Below are 17,131 nucleotides of genomic sequence, written 5' to 3'. Positions count from 1 at the left end.
GCGTGGACGCGGCGCCGCCGGGCAAGACGGGCGCCGTGATCTACCAGCAGGAGGCGTTGCTGCCCTGGGTGAGGGCGGCGCTCGACCACGTCGGCGGCGTCGAGCTCTTCGACGCCCACGTGCACGTCGGGATCAGCGACCCGGCAGGGCTCAACGCCACCGAGGCCGAGGCGATCGCGGCCCTCGAGCAGGTCGGCTCGCGCGCGCTCGTGTTCCCCCTCAAGGAGCCCGGCGGCTACCGGGCGGCCAACGAGCGCGTCTGCGCGCTGGCCGAGCGCGAGCCGCGGTTCCGGGCCCTGGCGCGGCTGGACCCCGACGACGACCCGCTCGACGAGCTGGTGCGCGCGCGGGCCGACGGCGCGGTCGGGCTCAAGCTCCATCCGCGCGGCGAGGGCTTCGACCTCGAGCACCCGGCGCTGGTCGACGTCTTCGAGCTGGCCGACGAGCAGCGCCTGCCGATCATGGTCCACGCCGGCGTGGGCGACGTGGACATCGGGCCGCAGGCCGTCGCGCTGTGCCAGCGCCACCCGGGGCTGCGGATCGTGCTCGCGCACTGCGCCATCGGGGCCTTCGACCAGGTCGTGCGCCACACCGACGACCTCCCGAACCTCTTCTTCGACACGAGCTGGTGGAACCCGAGCGACGTCTGGGCGCTGTTCCGGACGGTCCGCCCGGGGCAGGTCCTCTTCGCCAGCGACATCCCGTTCGCCAACCCCGCGCTCGCGATCCTCATGACCGCACGGCTCGGCGTGCAGGCCGGCCTCACCGGCGAGCAGCTGCGGGCCGTGATGGGCGGCCAGCTCGAACGCCTCGTCGCGCACGAGGACCCACTCGACGTCGGGCCGTTCCCGGCCGACCACGTGCCGCTGGCCCCGGAGCTCGAGCGCCTCTACGTCACCCTGTGCTCGGCCGTGGAGCCGCTGCTGCGCGGCGAGGCGCCGGGGCAGGGCATCGACCTCGTCCGTGCCGCGGTGGCCGACCCCGTCGGGGACCACGCGGACGTCATCCGCTCCATCGGCGAGCTGCTCGAGCTCTACGACGGCGTCGAGGAGGGCGACGCACTGCGCCCGCTGCGCGCCCCAGGGTTCGACCTCGTGCTCAGCGCGGCGATCCTCGCCCGGACCCCGGCGGCGATGCTGCCCTAGCGCCCGCGCAGCTCGTCGACCGCCGTGCGGAAGCGCGCGGTGGTGAAGCACGTCGGCTCGGCGTACTCCTCGAGCGCGAGCGCGTGGTCCCAGGGCGCGTCGGCGGCGGCGCGCAGCAGCGGCTTGGCCATCTCGAGCGCGTGCGGCGCCAGCGCGCAGACGCGGTCGCACCAGCGCTCGGCCGCGGCCGCGAGCTCGTCGTGGGCGACGACCTCCTGCACCAGGCCGCGGCGGTGGGCCTCCTGCGCGTCGAGGTGGCGGCCCTCGGCGAAGAACGCGAACGCGCCCTGGTAGCCCAGCGCGCGGGTGAGCGCCCAGCTCGTGCCGACCTCGGGCAGGAGGCCGAGGCGCCCGAAGGCCGGGACGATGACCGCCCGGTCGGAGGCGACCGCGACGTCGCAGGTCAGCGCGAACGCGAGGCCGACGCCGGCCGCCGGCCCGTTGAGCGCGGCGACGAACGCCTTGTCGGTGCGGGCGATGGTCCGCACCACGCCGCCGAACTCGCGGCGGATCCAGCGCCAGACGTCGGTCGTCCCGAGCTCGTCCTCCGGGTCGCACAGGCGGGCGGTGGCGGCGCCCATCATCTCCAGGTCGCCGCCGGCGCTGAAGCCGGGGTCCTCGCCGGTGAGGACGATCGCGCGGATCGCCTCGTCGGCGGCGAGGTCCTCCAGCGCGGCGCGCAGCTGGACCATGAGCGCCGCGCTCAGGGCGTTGAGGCGGCGGGGCTCCGCGAGCGTGACGGTCGCCCGGTCGCCGCGGCGCTGCACGCGGACGGCCTCGTGGGTGGCGCCGGCGCCGGCGGCGCGCATGGTGGCGTAGAGCGGTGCGGTGTCGGTCATGCGTCAGGGCTCCTCAGGGCCGCCCACGCCGCGTCGGCGAGGACGGTCGCGTCGTGGTCGGTCGGGGCGCGGTCGCGCCCGGCCAGGGCGTTCTGGGTGAGGGCGAGCGCCGGGCCGAGCCACAGCGCGTGCAGGAGGGCGATGTCGAGGTCGCGCAACGCGCCGTGGTGGGCGTGCGGGCGCCACCAGCCGCGCACCCGGCGGAAGAACGTGCGGTTGAGCTCGGTGACGTCGGCACCGGCCGGCGGGCCCGCCAGCAGCACGCGCGTGTGGTCGGGGTGCGCCGCGCACCAGCGCAGGTGGAACGCCACGCCGGCACGGACGCCCGCCTCGGGGTCGTCCTGCTCCTCGAGCAGCGACGCGAACGCCTCCTGGTAGGTGGCGAGGACGTCCTCGAAGACGGCGGCGTGCAGCGCCTGCTTGTCGGCGAAGTGGTGGTAGACGGCGCCGACGCTGGCGCCCGCGTCCCTGCGGACGTCGTCGAGCGTCGCGCCGAGCGCGCCGTCGGCGGCGAAGCGCTTGAGGGCGGCGTCGAGGATGCGGCGGCGGGCGGGCGTGGCGGTGGGCATGGCCGAACCAGGTTCGGAGCGTACCGAAGATCGTTCGGTGGCGGCGGGCCGGAACGCGAGCGCTCGCACCGTGCGGCACACTCCCCGGACGATGAGCGAGCAGCAGCCCGCCCCCGAGGAGGAGGTCCGGACCGAGGCCGAGGTCCCGGTCGAGGAGGCGCCCGCCGCCACCCAGCAGCCGGTGGTCGAGGACGCGCCGCCCGCCGAGCAGCCCGCCGCCGAGGAGGCGCCCGCCGCCGTCGAGCCGGAGGTCCCCGCCGAGGAGGCGCCCGCCGCCACCCAGCAGCCCGTGGTCGAGGACCAGCCCTCGGTCGGCCCGAAGATCCTCGGCGTCGCGCCCGACCCCAAGCCGCTGCCCGTCGTCAAGCAGAAGCTCCGCGAGAAGCCCGCGCCGCCCAAGCGCGAGCCCCTCCCCTTCCCCGAGCTGCGCCAGGTCGTGGCCCTCGTCAAGCAGGACGCCGACGTCGCGCAGATGAAGGAGCTCTACCGGCTCCTGCCGCCGAAGGTCCGCGACGAGGTGACCGAGGGCGTGCGCGGCTTCAAGAAGGGCGCGCGCCGCCCGCTCTCCCAGCACGCCGCCAAGTCGCTGGCCCGCGCCGTCCACACCGCGCGCCGCACGAAGCGCGGCGCCAAGCCGGGCACCGAGGTCGGCGAGGCGCTGGCCCAGGCGATCGTCGGCGAGCTCGTCGCCTCCCTGGACGTCGAGGTCGCCGCCGAGGTCATCCTCCCCAAGCGCGACCTCCTGGAGCGCGAGGCCCGCGCCGCCCGCCGGCGCGCCCGCGACGAGGAGGACCGCCGCCGCGACGAGCAGCGGCGCCGCCGTCGCGAGGACGCCAAGGGCGCCCGCGGCACGACGTCCTTCGGCGAGTTCTCCGGCACGAAGATCAAGGGCCTGGACGAGATCGCCGCCGCGTTCGGGGTCGGCGCCGCCGCCGAGCCCGAGGAGCCCGAGGCCGCCGCCGCCGAGGAGGTCCCGGCCGTCGTCGAGGACGCCCCCGCCGCCGTCGAGCAGCCCGTCGCCGAGGAGGCCCCCGCGGCCGCCGAGGTGGAGCCGGTCGACGACGCGCCCGCCGAGGCGCCCGCGCAGGAGGCCGAGCTCGAGACGCCCGAGCCCGGCGGCGAGGCCGCGCTCGAGGCGCCGGCCGAGGCCGGCGAGTCGCCCGAGGCCGAGGGCGACGCGCCCGAGGTCGACCCGCCGCCGGCCGCGTAGCCCGGCAGCGCTACCGTCGGACGCGGTGCATCCCCGCACGCGCGCAGCCCTGATGCTCACGGCGACGTTCGTCCTCGTCGCCGCGCTCGCGATCGTCCTCTTCGGCCCCTCCTCGAACGAGCGGATCGCCTCGGGGTTCCAGGGCTTCACGCCGCCCGACGTGCCGCCGCGCGACTTCGCGCTCAAGGACCAGGACGGCGAGACCGTCCGCCTCAGCGCGCTGCGCGGCTCGCCTGTCGCGCTGACGTTCCTCTACTCCACCTGCGAGGACACCTGCCCGACCACCGCGTCGGTGATCCGCTCGGCGCTCGACCAGTCCGGCGTGGGCGACGACATCCCGGTCCTCGCGGTCTCCGTCGACCCCGAGGGCGACACGCCGCTGAACGCCAAGCGCTTCCTCGTCGAGCGCCGGCTGACCGGCCGCATGCGCTTCCTGCTCGGCACGCGCGCCGAGCTCCGGCGCGTGTGGAAGGCCTACGGCATCCAGCCCCAGGGCGACGCCTTCGACCACTCCTCGCGCGTCCTGCTGATCGACGCGCAGGGCCGTCAGCGCGTGAGCTTCCCCTTCAGCGACCTGACGACCGACGGCCTGGCGCACGACCTGCGCCTCATCGCCGCCGACGCGCGGCGCAGCGCCTAGTCGACCGGCGCGTCGTCGTCCGGGCGGGGTGCGATCCCCGCGGCGAGCTCGCGCCGCTCCGCCCGGCGGTCCTTGATCGCCTGCCAGCCGAGCAGCCCGCCGACGATGACCACCGGCAGGGCGTACATGAGGTTGACGATCCAGTGGCCGGCGTGGGCGACGATCATGTCTGCGCGCTCGCGGACAGCAGCCAGAGGCCGAGGGACGTGAAGCCGACCATCACCGCGAGCATCCACATCTGCGAGCGGCTGGCGCGCTGGCCGCTGCCGAAGAGGACGAGCGCGCGGTCGTGGGCGAGGACCAGGCCGGCGACGTGGCCGAGCACGAGCGCCCCCACCTGGACGTACCAGATGCCGTTGGCGTCGACGACGCCGTAGTCGATCGACGCGCCCGCCGTCCCGAACCAGTCCGACCCGTCGCCGAGCGGGTCGCTGGCGAGGTAGCCGATCGCCTGGCCCTGGTAGGCCAGCAGCGAGAAGTAGTGCGCGATCGCGTAGGCCAGCGCGATCGGGGCGAGCGAGTGGGCGAACACGCGCGCCAGGTCCTTCGTCTCGCGGTCGTGCGCGACCGTCCGCATCCCGGCGGCGCCGAGGCGGTAGAGGAGCGCGACGACCAGGACGCAGCCGACGAGCCCGATGGTGAACGCCGCCTCGATCGCCCGGGCCTGGTCGAAGCCGAGGTCGTCGAGGAAGAAGGACTGGAGGTCGGGCGCGACGTCGGTCCACAGCGAGCCCTGGGAGAAGCCGTCGAAGGTCGTCGTCCCGATGAGGACGCAGAGCAGGGCGACGGTGCCGGGGACCGCGCTGAGCGACGGGACGCCCGCCAGCGGCAGCCGGCGCCACAGCGCCCGGTCGCGCCAGCGCAGCGGCGAGATGCGGGCGCACAGCGAGAAGAACTGCTGGAAGGCGTCGGCGCGGCGGGTCCACACGTCGACGCCGTAGAGCGCCATCCCGACGAGCTGGAAGGCGGCGTAGACGAGCGCGAGGACCGCGAGCGTGCTCGGGTCGTCGCGCTCGGAGAAGACGAGCTCGACCCACGCGAACAGGAGGATCCCGATCGCCGCCGGCCAGCGCCCGAGGCGCTCGGGGTACTCGAGCGGCTGGCTGAGCTCGTCGCGCCCGCCACCGACCCGGCCCGCGACCCAGCCGGCGGCGCGTCCGATGGCCCGCCACGGGTTGAACGCCAGGAAGACGTCGCCGAAGAGCAGGCTGAGCACCGGGACCCCGACCCAGAAGAGGACGTAGACGGCGGTCGGCGCGAGGTTGGCCGTGGGCGTCTGCGTCCCGGCGAAGCCGGCGTAGACGACGAAGGCGAAGGCGGCGACGCCGAGCGCGCCGGCGAGGACCTCGAGGGCCTTCGGCACGCCGAGGACGCGGTGCTCGGCGGCCTCCTCGAGGCGCGGCTTGGCCCACAGCACGCCGAGGCCGACGAACGACACGACGAGCACGACCGCCGCGCCCCAGGCGAACAGCCAGCGCGGGATCGGCAGGTCCTGCCGGCCGACGAGCCCGTGGGCCAGCGCGCCCGCGGGCGTGGCGAGCGCGGCGGCACCGAACAGCGCCGCCGCGGCGAGGATCCGGGTGCGGCCCGTCACGGAGTGACGCGGAGCTCCGCGATCTGCACGCCGCGCTCCTCGAGCTCCACCTCGAAGCGGCCCTCGGCGTCGGCCTCGAAGGAGAACGTCGCCGGCTTGCCCGGCCCGACGTCGCGCATGAGGTCGTAGCCGTGGACGTGCACGTGGTCGGTGACGTCGGACGAGACGCGGAAGCGCACCTGCTCGCCGGAGTCGACCTCGACCTCCTGCACGCCGCCCACCGGCTGGCCGTCGCGCACGCGGATCGTCTGGACCGCGGGCTCCTCGGGCTCGGCCGGCTCGGCCTCGGTCTCGGTCGTCCCGGCGGGCGCGGTCGTGCCGCCCGTGGCCTCGTCCGTGGTCACCTCGGGCGCCGGCGTGCTCTGCGTCGTCGTGCCGGCGACGGTGGCCGGCGGGTCGTCGGCGTCGTCGCTGCCGCGGGCCGCGAAGAACGCGAGCACGAGGCCGACGGCCGCGACGGCCACGATGGCGATCCGTGCGCGGGGGCTCATGGCCCGCAGGGTAGTCCGGACGGCCCGTGCGCCGCTGCTACGGTGCCCCGCCCGTGCGGCCGCCCGTCGACGACATCCACGCCCCGCCGTTCCCCCGGCCGGCCACGTGGCTCAACGTGAAGCTGCTGCGCATGGACCAGCAGCGCGACCGGCCCGTCCTCGTCGAGTTCTTCGACGTCTGCCGCGTGAACTCGCTGCGCACGCTGCCCTACGTCAAGGCGTGGCACGAGCGCTACGCCGACGACGGCCTGCGCGTGGTGAGCGTCCACGCCCCCGGCTTCCCGCCCTCCCAGGACGAGGACGTGGTGCGGGCGACGGTCGAGCGCCTCGGCGTCGTCCACCCCGTGCTGCTCGACCAGGAGCTCGCGCTCTGGCGCACCTACGAGAACCGCGGGTGGCCGGCGCGCTACCTCTTCTCCCGCCAGCACCGGCTCGTCGACTTCCACTTCGGCGAGGGCGCCTACCAGGAGACCGAGCGCGCGATCCAGGAGGCGCTCGGGATCGAGCGCGACGTCCTGCCGCCGCTGCGCCCGGAGGACGACCCGGTCGCGCTGCTCGCCGTGCCGACCCCCGACCAGCCGGGCCTGTGGTCGGGCCCCTACGAGGCGGGCGGCGTCTGGGCGGTGCTCGAGGTGCCGGAGGGCGGCGGGACCGTGGTGGTCAACGGCGACGCGCGCGAGGTGCCGTACACCGGCTGCCACCCGCTCGTCGAGCACGAGCGCCACACCGAGGCCGTGCTCGAGCTCGAGGCCGGCGACGGTGTGACGTGCCACGCGGTGTGCTTCACCCCCGGTCTGGCTCCGGAGGGTGCGGAGCCGACCGCGCAGGCCTGAGCGCCTCGAGCTCCACGTCGCCCAGGAGCCGCTCGAGCCGCGGCGGGCCCTCGTCCTCGACGACGACCGCGTGGCCGGGCCAGTACGGCGAGGCCGGGTCGCCCCCCGAGAGCAGCGCGCCCTCGTAGACCCAGCAGCCCGTGTTGTGCAGGTGCACCCCGTGCGGCGTGCGCCACTCGTGCGGGTCGTCGGCGGGCAGCGGGCCGGCGCGGTGGCTGTGGCCGGAGACCACGTGCGAGCTGCGCACGCCGAGGCGGTCGATCGCCTCGCCCAGCGCGCCGAGCGCGTTGCGGCGCAGCGCGTCGCCGCTGAGGTCGCTGCTCAGCGGGCCGACGAGGAGCGAGAGGCCGCGGATGCCCAGCGGGAAGGCGGCGGCGATCGCGCGTGCGCGGATCGGCTTGTGGCCGTCGCCCATCAGCAGCTCGTAGGCGCGCGAGGCCCCGCCGGCGCCGGCCGCCCGCTTGCCCTCCTGCGCGCGCTGGGCGGCGCTGTGGATCCAGGCGTAGATCGGCGCGAGCACCCGCTCGTAGTCCTCGATCGTGCACGGGCCCTCGGGGACCTTGCCGGCGATCCGCTGCATCGCGCCGGCGGCGAGGCGCTCGAAGGTGGGGATCGTCCCGTGGACGTCCTGCACGTGGCCGTGGGTGGCGAAGACGTCGTCGCGCAGCCAGACACCGGGGTAGGCCATCGACGTCCGGTCCTTGCCCAGCCAGCCGGCGACCTTGGCGGCGATCGGCGAGGCGGTCGTGGGCTTGACGCGCGTCTCGAGGCCCAGCGGCTTGTCCGTGCGGTCCAGCCACGGCGCGAGCAGCGCGTGGTCGTGGTTGCCGGGGACGACGACGACCTCGGTGGCGGGGTCCAGCGCCTCGCCCATGGCCTGCAGCGCCGGCGCCGCCGCGGCCAGGGCGTCACGCGCCGGGCCGTGGCGCAGCTCGAGGAGGTCGCCGAGCAGCACGAGGCGGTCGACGCCGTCCAGCGCGGCGAGCAGCCGCTCGCGGGCCACGCCCTCGTGGCGCAGGACGTCGACGCCGGTGCGGCCGCCGAGGTGGAGGTCGGAGACGACGAGCGTGCGCATCCGCGAGCATCGTGCCATGCCGCTCTCCGGGCTCCTCGTCGCCGACTTCTCGCGCGTGCTCGCCGGACCGCTGTGCGCGCAGACCCTGGGCGACCTCGGCGCGGACGTCGTGAAGGTCGAGCGCCCCGACGGCGGCGACGACACCCGTGGCTGGGGGCCACCGCGCGCCCCGGACGGCACCGCGACCTACTACCTGGCGCTGAACCGCAACAAGCGCTCGCTGCGCCTGGACCTCAAGGACCCCGGTGATCGCGCGCTGGCCCGCGAGCTCGCGCTGCGCGCCGACGTCGTCGTCGAGTCCTTCCGCCCTGGGCTGATGGACGGGCTGGGCCTGGGCTTCGACGACCTGGTCGCCGCCGGCAACCCCGGCGTGACCTACTGCTCGATCAGCGCGTTCGGCGGAGCGGCGCTGCCGGGCTACGACCTGCTGCTGCAGGCGATGGGCGGGCTCATGTCGGTCACCGGCGAGGAGGGCGGGCGGCCGCTGAAGGTCGGCGCACCGGTCGTCGACGTCCTCTGCGGGCTCTGGGCGACGATCGGGGTCCTGGCGGCGCTGCGCGACGGCGGCGGCCGGCGGGTGGAGGTCTCGCTCATGGACAGCGCGCTCACCGGGCTGCTCAACCAGGCCAGCGGCTGGCTCAACGGCGGCGTCGTGCCGGGGCCGATGGGCAACCGCCACCCGTCGCTCACGCCCTACGAGACCTTCGGCGACCTCGTCGTCGCCTGCGGCAACGACGCGATGTTCGCGCGGCTGTGCGACGCGGTCGGCGCGCCCGAGGTGGCGCAGGACCCGCGCTTCGCCACGAACGCGGCGCGGCTCGAGCATCGCGACGCGCTGGTCGCGACGCTCGAGCCGCTGCTCGCGGGCGACGAGGTGGAGGTGCGCCTGCGAGCCGCCGGCGTCCCGGTCGGGCGCGTCAACGACGTGCCCGCGGCCTTCGCGCTGGCCGAGGAGCTCGGCCTCGCGCCGGTGGACGAGACGGGCGGCGTGCGGACCGTCCGCTCACCGCTCGCCGACGCCGGGGTCCGGCTGCCGCCGCCCGGCCTCGGCGAGCACGACGACGAGCTGCGCGCCTGGCTCACACGCCCTCACGCGGCACCCCCTTCCGCCGCTCCATGATGCGGTCGGCCAGGCCGTAGGCGACGGCGTCCTCGGCGCTGAAGAAGCGGTCGCGCTCCATGTCGGCGTGCACCCGCGCCTGGTCCTGGCCGGTGTGCCTGGCGTAGAGCTCCTCGAAGCGGTCGCGGAGGCTCAGCGCCTCCTTCGCGTGGATGGCGATGTCGGTCGACTGGCCCTGGAAGCCGCCGCTGGGCTGGTGGATCAGCACGCGCCCGTTGGGCAGGACCGAGCGCTTGCCGGGCGCGCCGCCCGCGAGGACCAGCGAGCCGCCGCTCATGGCGATGCCGCAGCAGATCGTCTGCACGTCGCAGCGCACGTGCTGCATGGCGTCGTACATGGCCAGCGCCGCGTAGGCGTTGCCGCCCGGCGAGTTGATGTAGAGCGCGATGTCCTTGTCGGGGTCGTCGGCCTCGAGGTGCAGCAGCTGGGCCACGACGAGGTTCGCGATCTCGTCGTCGATCGGCTGGCCGAGGAAGACCACCCGGTCGTTGAGCAGGCGGGAGTAGATGTCGAACGAGCGCTCGCCGCGCGGCGACTGCTCGATGACCATCGGGACCAGGGGCAAGGCGAGCTCCTCCGTGACGCGTGCGAACCAGGGGACTGTCCCCTGAGTCGCGTTGACGCAACCGAACGGTTGCACTTGACGCCACGGTAGCATGAGCAACCATGGAGTTGCACGAAGAGGCCGAGGCCGTCGTCCGCGAGGTCGTCCTCCCCGCCGACCGCGACGCCGCGTGGGAGCACGTGCGCGACCTGGCGTGGCTGGGCGAGGAGGCCGAGGTCGTCGAGGAGCAGGCGCCGCACCGCCTCGCGCTGCGGTGGTCGCCCGACCGCGGCACCGTCGTCGACGTCGTCCTCGACGACCACGAGGACGGCACGCGCGTCGTCGTCGTCGAGACGCCGGTCCGCGTGCTGCGCGCCGTCTCCACCGCCGTCGTCGCCGGGACGAGCTCGGGCACCCGCGGGCCACTGGCCCTGGCGTGAGCCCCGGGGCCGCCCCCACCGGCGACGCCTCGGGCGACGTCTTCCACGCCCTCGCCGACCCGACGCGCCGCGAGGTCGTCCGCCTGCTCTCCGAGCGCGGCGCCCTGAGCGCCTCCGCGCTGGCCCGCGAGCTCGGCGCCGAGGGCCGCTCCATCTCGCGCCAGGGCGTGGCCAAGCACCTCGCGATCCTGCGCGACGCCGGCCTGGCCGACGTCGAGCGCGAGGGCCGCGAGGCGCGCTACCGCTTCGAGCCCGCCCCGCTCGGCGACGCCATCTCGTGGATGGCCGCCGCCGGCGCCCGCTGGGACCAGCGCCTCGAGCGCCTGCGCGACACCCTGCCCCGCTGACGGGTGCCTGGCACCCACCACTCACGCGAGTGGTAGGTGCCTGGCACCTACCACCCCGCGTCTAGGCCGCGACCCGCGCGGCCTGCTCGACGAAGGCCTCGGCGAGCCGGGTGGACGCCGGCGCGTCGGGGACGAGCTGCGGCTTCCACTGCAGCCCGACCGCGAAGGGGTGGTCCGTGCGCTCGATGCCCTCGACCACACCGTCGTCGGACAGCGCGCTGACGCGCAGGTGCGAGCCGAGCTTCGCCACCGCCTGGTGGTGGCTGGAGTGGACCGCCATCCGCCGACCCAGCACGCCCGAGGCCAGCGAGCCGGTGGTGTGGCGGATGGCGTGGTTGCCCTCGTGGCCGTCGACGACCGCGGTCCCGTGCTCGTCGAGGTCCTGCAGGAGCGTCCCGCCGCTGGCGATGTTCAGCAGCTGGTGGCCGCTGCACACGCCGATGATCGGCAGGCCTGACTGCAGCGCGCCGCGCAGCAGGTCCAGGTCGCGGCGGTCGGCCTCGAGGTCCTGCTCGCCCTGGAGGTCGGCGCGGCGCTCCATGCCGTACAGCCGCGGGTCGATGTCGGTGTAGGCGCCGGTGATGACGAGGCCGTCGGCGTGCAGGACGTCGCGCCCGCCCGCGCCGTGGTCGACGCGGCGCACGACCGCGCCGGCGTCGGCCAGCCAGCGCTCGTAGGGCACCGGGTCCTCGTCGCGGACGAGCAGCAGCACCACCGGGTCCCGGCGTTCGGCCATCGCCCGGAAGACCGACGAGAAGCGCTGGCGAGCGCGCGAGACGCGCTTGCGCGCCGCCTCCTCGGAGATCGCCAGCACCGCCGCGACCTCGCGCAGCGACAGCCCGGCCTCGAAGCGCAGCAGCAGGAGCAGCCGCTCGTGCGGGCTGAGCTGCGCGAGCGCCTCGCGCGCGGCGCCCGCGTCCGGCGACTCCGGCGCGGCCAGCGCCTCGGGCAGCTCCAGGTGCACGCCGCCGCGCCGCGCGTGGCGGCGCAGCTCGTCGAGGGCGACGTTCGTCGCGGTGCGGTGCAGCCACGCCTGGAGGACCTCCGGCGCCGCGTCCGCGGGCGCCCGGCGCCACGCGCGCAGCAGCACCTCCTGGCAGAGGTCCTCCGCCAGGTCCCGGTCGCGGGTCATGCGCTCCAGCCGCCGGCGCAGCTGGGGCCCGTGCTCACGGACGAGGTGCTCGAGGTCGTTCATGCCCCCTCAAGACGATGACGGACCTCGAGACCGGACACCAGGGGTGCCGGCTCGCGCAGGTCGCCGATGCGCAGCGCCGCCAGCGAGGCGAGCAGCCCGGAGACGACCATGAAGGTCCAGCCGCCCTGGAAGGCGCCGATCGGGTCGCTCGCGTCGCCGGAGCCGAGGATCGCCACGAGCACCGCCACGCCGAGGACCGTCCCCAGCTGGCGCGCCATCGTCAGGACCGCCGAGCCGGTGGCGAAGCGCGTCGGGGGCAGCGAGGACGCCGCGGCGCTGGCCAGCGGCGCGAGCGTGAAGCCCACGCCGATCCCGGTCAGCAGCAGCCCGGGCAGGATGCCGGTCGCGTAGGCCGGCGTCGCGTCGACCTGCCACAGCCACCACGAGCAGCCCACGGCGAACGTCGCGCAGCCGGCGGCCGCCAGGCGGTGCTGGCCGACGGTCGGCGCCAGGCGCCCCGAGACGACCGCGAAGGCGGCGGCGAGCATCGGCCCCGGCGCGATCGACAGGCCGGCGACGAGGACCGACCGGTCCCAGACGTCGGTGAGCAGCAGGACGGACCCCAGCAGCATCGCCCCGAACGAGGCGCTGAACAGCAGCTGGCCCAGCGTCGCCATCGCGAAGGACCGCACCTGCAGCATCTCCGGGTGGACCACCGGCGAGCTGTGCGTCCGGCAGCGGGCCCAGAAGAGTGCGAGGCCCGCGGCCGAGGCCGCCAGCACGGCGAGCGTCGCCACCGAGCCCCATCCCCAGTCGGGCGCCTCGACGAGCCCGAGCACGAGGCCCGCCGTCGAGAGCGTGAGCAGGACGGTCCCCCCGAGGTCCGCGCGCTCGGCCGTCTCGTCGCGCGTCTCGCGCAGCAGCCGCACCGCGAAGGCGAGCGCGACGAGGCCGACCGGGACGTTGACGAGGAAGACCAGCCGCCAGCTCGCCTCGACGAGCAGCCCGCCGACGGGCGGGCCCAGCGCCGCGGCGACGCCGCCGACGGCGGCCCACACGCCGATCGCCGCCGGCCGCTCGCGCGGCCCGAACTCCGGGAGCAGCAGCGCCAGGGAGGCGGGCATGAGGAACGCCGCGCCCGCGGCCTGGACGATGCGGGCGGCGACGAGCGCCTCGACCGACGGCGCCACCCCGCAGAGCACCGAGCCGGCGAGGAACGCGAGCGTGCCGCCCAGGAACGCCCGGCGCCGACCGAGGCGGTCGGCGGCCCGCCCCGCCGGCACGAGCAGCGCGGCGAAGACGATGGCGTAGGCGTTGAGCACCCACGAGAGCCCGGCGACGCTCGTGCCCTCGAAGTCCCGGGACAGCTCGGGGAAGGCGACGTTGACGATGAAGAGGTCCAGGCTCGCCATGAACGCGGCGACCGAGACGACGGTCAGGACCTTCCAGCGGTGTTCCATCGGGGCTCCAGACAGGGCGGTAGCGATCTGCAACTGCAACGAGGGGGCGCGGACCGTACGCCATGCGGTAGCGATCTGCAACCGCCCGCGCTACGCTGGCGCGGCCCGATGCCCTTCCGCGCCTACGACCAGCACTGCTCGATCGCCGCCGCCCTCGAGGTCCTGGGCGAGCGCTGGACGTTGCTCGTCATGCGCGAGGTCCTCCTCGGCCGCCGGCGCTTCGCCGACCTCAAGCGCCGCCTGGGCGTCGCGCCGAACATCCTCAGCGACCGCCTCCAGACGCTCGTCGACCACGGCCTGCTCATCCGCGAGCGCTACGCCGACAACCACCCCGACGCGTTCGAGTACCGCCCGACGCGCAAGGGCGTCGACGTGCAGCCCGTCCTGCTGACGCTCATGGCGTGGGGCGACGCGCACGCCACGCCACCCGGCGGCCCGCCGCGGGTGGCGGTGCACCGCACCTGCGGCCACGAGGCCCATCCGCAGCTGCACTGCACCCACTGCGGGGACGCGCTCTCGCCGCGCGACACGCAGATCGGCCCGGGACCGGGCGCGAACGCGCAGCAGCGGGCCGAGCCGCTGCTGCCGGCGAGCGCCTAGCGGCGCACGCGCGTGGGCTAGGCCGCAGGCGCCGCCGCGGCGGCCATCGCCTGGCGGATCGTCTTCGGGAGCATGAAGCGCACGTCCTCCTGGAGGACCTGGAACTCCTCGACGTCGCTGACGCCGCGCTCCCGGAACCAGCCGACCAGCCGCTGCACCAGCTCGTCCGGCGCGCTCGCCCCCGACGTGATGCCGACGGTCCTGACGCCCGCGAGCCAGGCCGGGTCGACCTGGGTCTCGTTGTCGATGAGGTGCGACGCGGTTCCGTGCTCGCGGGCGACCTGCACCAGGCGGTTCGAGTTCGACGAGTTCTTGGACCCGATGACGAGCACGAGGTCGCAGTGCGGCGCCATCTGCTTGACGGCCGCCTGGCGGTTGGTCGTGGCGTAGCAGATGTCGTCCGTGCGCGGACCGGTGATCGCGGGGAACTTCTCGCGCAGCCGGGCGATGATCGCCTTGGTCTCGTCGACCGACAGCGTCGTCTGCGAGATGTAGGCGACCTTCTCGGGGTCGTCGACCTCGAGCGCGTCGACGTCGGCCTCCGTCTCGACCAGGACGATGTGGTCGGGCGCCTCGCCCATCGTCCCCTCGACCTCCTCGTGGCCTGCGTGGCCGATGAGGACGATCGTGTAGCCGTCGGCGGCGAACTTCAGCGCCTCGCGGTGGACCTTGGTCACCAGCGGGCACGTCGCGTCGATGGTGCGCAGGCCGCGGCGCTCGGCCTCGGCGTGGACGTGCGGCGCGACGCCGTGGGCGGAGAACACGGTGATCGCGCCCTCGGGGATCGTGTCGTCGAGCTCCTCCACGAAGACCGCGCCGCGGGCGCGCAGCTGCTCGACCACGTGCTTGTTGTGGACGATCTCCTTGCGCACGTAGACCGGCGCGCCGTGCAGCTCCAGCGCCTTCTCGACGGTCTGGACGGCACGGTCGACGCCCGCGCAGTAGCCGCGCGGGGCGGCGAGCAGCAGCTTCTCGACGGCGAGGCTCACGTCACCCCAGTGTACGGATGGTCCGCACCAGCTCGACCACCGTCTCCCCCACGGCGTCCATCGCCCTCGGGTCGAGCTTGTCGTAGGTGTCCTGGAGCGTGTCCGCGTGCTCGTAGGTGAAGTCGATGAGGTCGATCGACGGCACCCCGGCGCGCAGGAACGGCGTGTGGTCGTCGAGCACCGCCTGGCCGGTGGCGTCCGGGAAGAAGGCCTGCTTGCCGACCCGGCGGGCCGCAGCGCGCAGCCGCGCCCAGAGCCCCGGGTCGCTCGTGCCCTCGCGCGGGAGCTGGAGGCCCTCGTTGGCGACGTAGTCGAGCAGGACCATCGCGCCGACCTCGTCGGCGTGGGCGGCCGCGTAGGCCTTCGAGCCGCGCAGCGCGTCGCGGTAGAAGTCGTCCGTCGGCCGCGGCTCCTCCTCGCCGTCGAAGAGGACGAAGCGGATCTCCGGCGCGCCCGCCGGGCGGCGGACCTTGCGCAGCGCCCGCGAGACCTCGATGAGCGCCGCGGTCCCGGCGGCCGAGTCGTTGGCGCCGACGAAGCCCTTGGGCAGCGCCTCCGTGTCGTAGTGCGCGCCGACGACGATCGCGGGGCGCGAGCCGGGGATCCGCCCGACGACGTTGCGCAGCCCCGGATGGCCGGGGATCGCCTCGAAGCGCCCGCGGGGCAGGCGGTCCCGGAGCCTGGGCGCCAGCCGGCGCAGCGCGGCCGAGCCGGCGGGACGCTGGCCCGCCGCGAGCTGCAGGCGGACGGTCGCCATCGCGCGCGTGGCGCTGAAGCGGTCGGGCGGGCGCGCCGCAGCGGCGTCGGCCGTCGTGACGCCGGCCTCCCCCGCGCCGGCCCCGGCGCCGACGGGCGCGTCCTGGCCGTCGTCCCCGCCCGACCCGCAGCCCACGAGGGCGGCGACGAGGACGGCGGCCAGCGGCAGGCGGTGCATGCGCCTGGAGCATCCCACCCGCGCGTGCGGCGCGGCGCGCTGGGAACACCTCGGTCATGCGCGTCGCCGTCACCGGAGCCACCGGCAACCACGGCACGGCCCTGCTGCGGGCGCTGGCCGTCGACGACGGCGTCGAGGCGATCGTCGGGATCGCCCGGCGCGTCCCCGACGGCCCGCCGCCGCCGAAGGTCACCTGGCACGCGGCCGACGTCTCGCGCGACGAGCTCACGCCCGCCTTCCACGACTGCGACGCCGTCGTCCACCTCGCCTGGCTCATCCAGCCCGGCCGCGACGAGCCGACGATGCGCGCCACGAACGTCGAGGGCAGCCGCCGCGTGTTCGAGGCCGCCCTCGCCGCCGGCGTGCGGCACGTCGTCTACGCCTCGTCGGTCGGCACGTACGCGCCCGGCCCGAAGGACCGCCGCGTCGACGAGTCCCACCCGCACACGGGCATCCCGTCCTCGATCTACTCGCGCCACAAGGCGGCGGTCGAGGCGCTGCTCGACGAGCTCGAGCCGCGCAACCCGGACACGCGCTTCGTCCGCATCCGCCCGGGCCTGGTCTTCCAGCGCGACGCCGCCACCCAGGTCCGCCGCCTGTTCGCGGGGCCGTTCCTGCCCAACGCGCTCGTGCGTCCCGGGCTCCTGCCGGTCCTGCCGCTGCCCGACGGCCTCGTCGTCCAGTGCGTGCACTCCGACGACGTCGCGTTGGCCTACCGCTCCGCCCTGCACCGGCCCGGCGCGCGCGGCGCGTTCAACATCGCCGCCGAGCCGGCGCTGCCGCCAGGGGTCCTCGCCCGCGCCCTGGGCACCCGCCACGTCTCGGCGCCCGCGGGCGTCGTGCGCGCCCTGGCGAGCCTGACCTTCAAGGCCCGGCTGCAGCCCACCGAGCCCGGCTGGTTCGACATGGGCATGCAGGTCCCCGTCATGGACACCTCGCGCGCCGGCCGCGAGCTGGGCTGGGAGCCCCGGGTCTCCGCCGACGAGGCGCTGCGCGAGCTCGTCGAGGGCATGCGCCAGGGCGCCGGCCACGACACCCCGCCACTGGACCCGCGCACGAGCGGCCCCGCGCGGGTGCGCGAGGTGCTCACGGGCGTGGGCCGGACCTCGCGCTGAGGTACCCTCGCGCGAGCGCCCTGGGGAGGGCGCCACGGAGGGAGAGAGCGC

The 17,131-nt window shown here is 75.5% G+C and carries 20 protein-coding genes; 9 read left to right on the top strand and 11 right to left on the bottom strand.

What is annotated here, in order from left to right:
* The first annotated feature begins 2 nt into the window (after positions 1-2).
* Complete coding sequence (locus JUB12_RS21665) at positions 3-1,145, top strand: amidohydrolase family protein (protein WP_205697518.1); 1,143 nt, start codon at positions 3-5, stop codon at positions 1,143-1,145.
* Here JUB12_RS21665 and JUB12_RS21660 read toward each other — a convergent pair.
* Both JUB12_RS21660 and JUB12_RS21655 read right to left on the bottom strand, forming a co-directional pair.
* On the bottom strand, positions 1,142-1,984 hold the full coding sequence (locus tag JUB12_RS21660) for an enoyl-CoA hydratase/isomerase family protein (RefSeq protein ID WP_205697517.1): 843 nt from the start codon (positions 1,982-1,984) through the stop codon (positions 1,142-1,144). The genes JUB12_RS21665 and JUB12_RS21660 overlap by 4 nt on opposite strands.
* On the bottom strand, positions 1,981-2,553 hold the full coding sequence (locus JUB12_RS21655) for a TetR/AcrR family transcriptional regulator (RefSeq protein WP_205697516.1): 573 nt from the start codon (positions 2,551-2,553) through the stop codon (positions 1,981-1,983). The genes JUB12_RS21660 and JUB12_RS21655 overlap by 4 nt, the downstream gene beginning before the upstream one ends.
* A gap of 91 nt (positions 2,554-2,644) precedes the next feature.
* On the opposite strand from JUB12_RS21655, the gene JUB12_RS21650 reads away from it, so the two are divergent.
* A complete protein-coding gene (locus tag JUB12_RS21650) occupies positions 2,645-3,763 on the top strand; it encodes a hypothetical protein (protein ID WP_205697515.1) in 1,119 nt (372 codons plus the stop codon).
* A 25-nt stretch (positions 3,764-3,788) separates the two neighbouring features.
* Positions 3,789-4,403, top strand: coding sequence for an SCO family protein (locus JUB12_RS21645; RefSeq protein WP_205697514.1), 615 nt, complete (start codon positions 3,789-3,791; stop codon positions 4,401-4,403).
* Here JUB12_RS21645 and JUB12_RS21640 read toward each other — a convergent pair.
* From JUB12_RS21640 to JUB12_RS21630, 3 genes are read right to left on the bottom strand one after another with little or no spacing between them, the layout of a single operon-like run.
* A complete protein-coding gene (locus JUB12_RS21640; RefSeq protein WP_205697513.1) occupies positions 4,400-4,570 on the bottom strand; it encodes a hypothetical protein in 171 nt (56 codons plus the stop codon). The two genes, JUB12_RS21645 and JUB12_RS21640, sit on opposite strands and share 4 nt — an antisense overlap.
* The gene (locus tag JUB12_RS21635; RefSeq protein ID WP_205697512.1) at positions 4,567-5,997 is read right to left on the bottom strand and encodes a fenitrothion hydrolase; all 1,431 of its coding nucleotides are present in this window, start codon (positions 5,995-5,997) and stop codon (positions 4,567-4,569) included. Before JUB12_RS21635 ends, JUB12_RS21640 begins: the two co-directional genes overlap by 4 nt.
* On the bottom strand, positions 5,994-6,488 hold the full coding sequence (locus JUB12_RS21630) for a hypothetical protein (protein ID WP_205697511.1): 495 nt from the start codon (positions 6,486-6,488) through the stop codon (positions 5,994-5,996). Before JUB12_RS21630 ends, JUB12_RS21635 begins: the two co-directional genes overlap by 4 nt.
* 53 nt (positions 6,489-6,541) lie before the next feature.
* Here JUB12_RS21630 and JUB12_RS21625 point away from each other — a divergent pair, with 53 nt between their 5' ends.
* Positions 6,542-7,321 (top strand): DipZ protein, encoded by a 780-nt coding sequence (locus JUB12_RS21625; protein WP_205697510.1) that lies wholly within the window; start codon positions 6,542-6,544, stop codon positions 7,319-7,321.
* Here the strand turns inward: JUB12_RS21625 and JUB12_RS21620 are convergent.
* The gene (locus JUB12_RS21620; protein ID WP_205697509.1) at positions 7,272-8,396 is read right to left on the bottom strand and encodes a metallophosphoesterase; all 1,125 of its coding nucleotides are present in this window, start codon (positions 8,394-8,396) and stop codon (positions 7,272-7,274) included. The genes JUB12_RS21625 and JUB12_RS21620 overlap by 50 nt on opposite strands.
* 16 nt (positions 8,397-8,412) lie before the next feature.
* On the opposite strand from JUB12_RS21620, the gene JUB12_RS21615 reads away from it, so the two are divergent.
* Positions 8,413-9,516, top strand: a complete 1,104-nt coding sequence (locus JUB12_RS21615; RefSeq protein WP_205697508.1) for a CaiB/BaiF CoA-transferase family protein — start codon at positions 8,413-8,415, stop codon at positions 9,514-9,516.
* Here JUB12_RS21615 and JUB12_RS21610 read toward each other — a convergent pair.
* Positions 9,476-10,066, bottom strand: coding sequence for an ATP-dependent Clp protease proteolytic subunit (locus tag JUB12_RS21610; RefSeq protein WP_205699841.1), 591 nt, complete (start codon positions 10,064-10,066; stop codon positions 9,476-9,478). The two genes, JUB12_RS21615 and JUB12_RS21610, sit on opposite strands and share 41 nt — an antisense overlap.
* 116 nt (positions 10,067-10,182) lie before the next feature.
* Here JUB12_RS21610 and JUB12_RS22180 point away from each other — a divergent pair, with 116 nt between their 5' ends.
* Both JUB12_RS22180 and JUB12_RS22175 read left to right on the top strand, forming a co-directional pair.
* On the top strand, positions 10,183-10,500 hold the full coding sequence (locus JUB12_RS22180) for a hypothetical protein (protein WP_241004355.1): 318 nt from the start codon (positions 10,183-10,185) through the stop codon (positions 10,498-10,500).
* Entirely contained in the window at positions 10,497-10,847 is a 351-nt protein-coding gene (locus JUB12_RS22175) for a metalloregulator ArsR/SmtB family transcription factor (RefSeq protein ID WP_241004352.1), read from the top strand. Before JUB12_RS22180 ends, JUB12_RS22175 begins: the two co-directional genes overlap by 4 nt.
* A 61-nt stretch (positions 10,848-10,908) precedes the next feature.
* Here JUB12_RS22175 and JUB12_RS21600 read toward each other — a convergent pair whose 3' ends face one another.
* Both JUB12_RS21600 and JUB12_RS21595 read right to left on the bottom strand, forming a co-directional pair.
* Positions 10,909-12,042: a sigma-70 family RNA polymerase sigma factor gene (locus tag JUB12_RS21600; RefSeq protein WP_205697506.1), complete on the bottom strand. Its 1,134-nt coding sequence runs from the start codon at positions 12,040-12,042 to the stop codon at positions 10,909-10,911.
* Positions 12,039-13,442 carry an MFS transporter gene (locus tag JUB12_RS21595; protein WP_205697505.1) on the bottom strand — a complete coding sequence of 468 codons (1,404 nt, stop codon included), beginning with the start codon at positions 13,440-13,442 and terminating at the stop codon, positions 12,039-12,041. Before JUB12_RS21595 ends, JUB12_RS21600 begins: the two co-directional genes overlap by 4 nt.
* A 108-nt stretch (positions 13,443-13,550) precedes the next feature.
* Here JUB12_RS21595 and JUB12_RS21590 point away from each other — a divergent pair, with 108 nt between their 5' ends.
* Positions 13,551-14,042 carry a helix-turn-helix domain-containing protein gene (locus JUB12_RS21590; RefSeq protein ID WP_205697504.1) on the top strand — a complete coding sequence of 164 codons (492 nt, stop codon included), beginning with the start codon at positions 13,551-13,553 and terminating at the stop codon, positions 14,040-14,042.
* Between the two features lie 17 nt (positions 14,043-14,059).
* Here JUB12_RS21590 and JUB12_RS21585 read toward each other — a convergent pair whose 3' ends face one another.
* A complete protein-coding gene (locus tag JUB12_RS21585; RefSeq protein ID WP_205697503.1) occupies positions 14,060-15,031 on the bottom strand; it encodes a 4-hydroxy-3-methylbut-2-enyl diphosphate reductase in 972 nt (323 codons plus the stop codon).
* Between the two features lies 1 nt (position 15,032).
* Positions 15,033-15,965 carry a M28 family metallopeptidase gene (locus JUB12_RS21580; protein ID WP_205697502.1) on the bottom strand — a complete coding sequence of 311 codons (933 nt, stop codon included), beginning with the start codon at positions 15,963-15,965 and terminating at the stop codon, positions 15,033-15,035.
* A 56-nt stretch (positions 15,966-16,021) separates the two neighbouring features.
* On the opposite strand from JUB12_RS21580, the gene JUB12_RS21575 reads away from it, so the two are divergent.
* Positions 16,022-17,080 carry an NAD-dependent epimerase/dehydratase family protein gene (locus tag JUB12_RS21575; protein ID WP_205697501.1) on the top strand — a complete coding sequence of 353 codons (1,059 nt, stop codon included), beginning with the start codon at positions 16,022-16,024 and terminating at the stop codon, positions 17,078-17,080.
* Positions 17,081-17,131: the final 51 nt, after the last annotated feature.

The sequence above is a fragment of the Conexibacter sp. SYSU D00693 genome (assembly GCF_017084525.1).
GTDB lineage: Bacteria > Actinomycetota > Thermoleophilia > Solirubrobacterales > Solirubrobacteraceae > Baekduia.
This window is presented reverse-complemented; position numbering and strand designations above follow the sequence as displayed.

Bases quoted from the DNA above. Each gene is read 5' to 3' on its own strand.
- JUB12_RS21660 (WP_205697517.1), bottom strand. From the start codon at position 1,984: ATGACCGACACCGCACCGCTCTACGCCACCATGCGCGCCGCCGGCGCC.
- JUB12_RS21655 (WP_205697516.1), bottom strand. From the start codon at position 2,553: ATGCCCACCGCCACGCCCGCCCGCCGCCGCATCCTCGACGCCGCCCTC.
- JUB12_RS21650 (WP_205697515.1), top strand. From the start codon at position 2,645: ATGAGCGAGCAGCAGCCCGCCCCCGAGGAGGAGGTCCGGACCGAGGCC.
- JUB12_RS21640 (WP_205697513.1), bottom strand. From the start codon at position 4,570: ATGATCGTCGCCCACGCCGGCCACTGGATCGTCAACCTCATGTACGCC.
- JUB12_RS21630 (WP_205697511.1), bottom strand. From the start codon at position 6,488: ATGAGCCCCCGCGCACGGATCGCCATCGTGGCCGTCGCGGCCGTCGGC.
- JUB12_RS21620 (WP_205697509.1), bottom strand. From the start codon at position 8,396: ATGCGCACGCTCGTCGTCTCCGACCTCCACCTCGGCGGCCGCACCGGC.
- JUB12_RS21615 (WP_205697508.1), top strand. From the start codon at position 8,413: ATGCCGCTCTCCGGGCTCCTCGTCGCCGACTTCTCGCGCGTGCTCGCC.
- JUB12_RS21610 (WP_205699841.1), bottom strand. From the start codon at position 10,066: ATGGTCATCGAGCAGTCGCCGCGCGGCGAGCGCTCGTTCGACATCTAC.
- JUB12_RS22180 (WP_241004355.1), top strand. From the start codon at position 10,183: ATGGAGTTGCACGAAGAGGCCGAGGCCGTCGTCCGCGAGGTCGTCCTC.
- JUB12_RS21600 (WP_205697506.1), bottom strand. From the start codon at position 12,042: ATGAACGACCTCGAGCACCTCGTCCGTGAGCACGGGCCCCAGCTGCGC.
- JUB12_RS21595 (WP_205697505.1), bottom strand. From the start codon at position 13,442: ATGGAACACCGCTGGAAGGTCCTGACCGTCGTCTCGGTCGCCGCGTTC.
- JUB12_RS21590 (WP_205697504.1), top strand. From the start codon at position 13,551: ATGCCCTTCCGCGCCTACGACCAGCACTGCTCGATCGCCGCCGCCCTC.
- JUB12_RS21580 (WP_205697502.1), bottom strand. From the start codon at position 15,965: ATGCACCGCCTGCCGCTGGCCGCCGTCCTCGTCGCCGCCCTCGTGGGC.
- JUB12_RS21575 (WP_205697501.1), top strand. From the start codon at position 16,022: ATGCGCGTCGCCGTCACCGGAGCCACCGGCAACCACGGCACGGCCCTG.